The organism is Erwinia persicina NBRC 102418 (assembly GCF_001571305.1).
Taxonomy (GTDB): Bacteria; Pseudomonadota; Gammaproteobacteria; order Enterobacterales; family Enterobacteriaceae; genus Erwinia; species Erwinia persicina.
The window spans coordinates 1-1,846 of record NZ_BCTN01000053.1 but is presented as its reverse complement, the minus strand read 5'-3'; the positions used below and the strand labels follow the sequence as shown (position 1 = coordinate 1,846).

General features: G+C 53.4%; 1 rRNA gene. It reads left to right on the top strand.

The annotated features are described in order from the left end of the window. Window positions 1–261: 261 nt before the first annotated feature. A 16S ribosomal RNA gene (locus EPE01S_RS22565) occupies window positions 262–1,802 on the top strand. Window positions 1,803–1,846: the final 44 nt, after the last annotated feature.

Below are 1,846 nucleotides of genomic sequence, written 5' to 3'. Positions count from 1 at the left end.
CCGCCGGAAAAACTTCTCAAAAAGAAGTTGACTCCGAAGGAGGAAAGCGTAATATACGCCACCTCGCGACAGGAAGCTCCGGCACTGTTCGCAACGCTCTTTAACAATTTATCAGACAATCTGTGTGGGCACTCGCAGGATTGATATCAGTCACCTCCGGGTGACAAAAAATATCAAGTCTTAAGAGTGAACACATAATGAAATTCATTATGACGTTTTACACTTGAGCATCGCTGCACTTGTTGCAGCAAATCGAACTTTTAATTGAAGAGTTTGATCATGGCTCAGATTGAACGCTGGCGGCAGGCCTAACACATGCAAGTCGAACGGTAGCACAGAGAGCTTGCTCTCGGGTGACGAGTGGCGGACGGGTGAGTAATGTCTGGGAAACTGCCCGATGGAGGGGGATAACTACTGGAAACGGTAGCTAATACCGCATAACGTCTTCGGACCAAAGTGGGGGACCTTCGGGCCTCACACCATCGGATGTGCCCAGATGGGATTAGCTAGTAGGTGGGGTAACGGCTCACCTAGGCGACGATCCCTAGCTGGTCTGAGAGGATGACCAGCCACACTGGAACTGAGACACGGTCCAGACTCCTACGGGAGGCAGCAGTGGGGAATATTGCACAATGGGCGCAAGCCTGATGCAGCCATGCCGCGTGTATGAAGAAGGCCTTCGGGTTGTAAAGTACTTTCAGTGGGGAGGAAGGCGATGAAGTTAATAACTTCGTCGATTGACGTTACCCGCAGAAGAAGCACCGGCTAACTCCGTGCCAGCAGCCGCGGTAATACGGAGGGTGCAAGCGTTAATCGGAATTACTGGGCGTAAAGCGCACGCAGGCGGTCTGTCAAGTCGGATGTGAAATCCCCGGGCTCAACCTGGGAACTGCATTCGAAACTGGCAGGCTAGAGTCTTGTAGAGGGGGGTAGAATTCCAGGTGTAGCGGTGAAATGCGTAGAGATCTGGAGGAATACCGGTGGCGAAGGCGGCCCCCTGGACAAAGACTGACGCTCAGGTGCGAAAGCGTGGGGAGCAAACAGGATTAGATACCCTGGTAGTCCACGCCGTAAACGATGTCGACTTGGAGGTTGTGCCCTTGAGGCGTGGCTTCCGGAGCTAACGCGTTAAGTCGACCGCCTGGGGAGTACGGCCGCAAGGTTAAAACTCAAATGAATTGACGGGGGCCCGCACAAGCGGTGGAGCATGTGGTTTAATTCGATGCAACGCGAAGAACCTTACCTGGCCTTGACATCCACGGAATTCGGCAGAGATGCCTTAGTGCCTTCGGGAACCGTGAGACAGGTGCTGCATGGCTGTCGTCAGCTCGTGTTGTGAAATGTTGGGTTAAGTCCCGCAACGAGCGCAACCCTTATCCTTTGTTGCCAGCACGTAATGGTGGGAACTCAAAGGAGACTGCCGGTGATAAACCGGAGGAAGGTGGGGATGACGTCAAGTCATCATGGCCCTTACGGCCAGGGCTACACACGTGCTACAATGGCGCATACAAAGAGAAGCGACCTCGCGAGAGCAAGCGGACCTCATAAAGTGCGTCGTAGTCCGGATCGGAGTCTGCAACTCGACTCCGTGAAGTCGGAATCGCTAGTAATCGTAGATCAGAATGCTACGGTGAATACGTTCCCGGGCCTTGTACACACCGCCCGTCACACCATGGGAGTGGGTTGCAAAAGAAGTAGGTAGCTTAACCTTCGGGAGGGCGCTTACCACTTTGTGATTCATGACTGGGGTGAAGTCGTAACAAGGTAACCGTAGGGGAACCTGCGGTTGGATCACCTCCTTACCTGAAGATACCTTCCCGCGTAGTGTCCACACAGATTGTCTGAT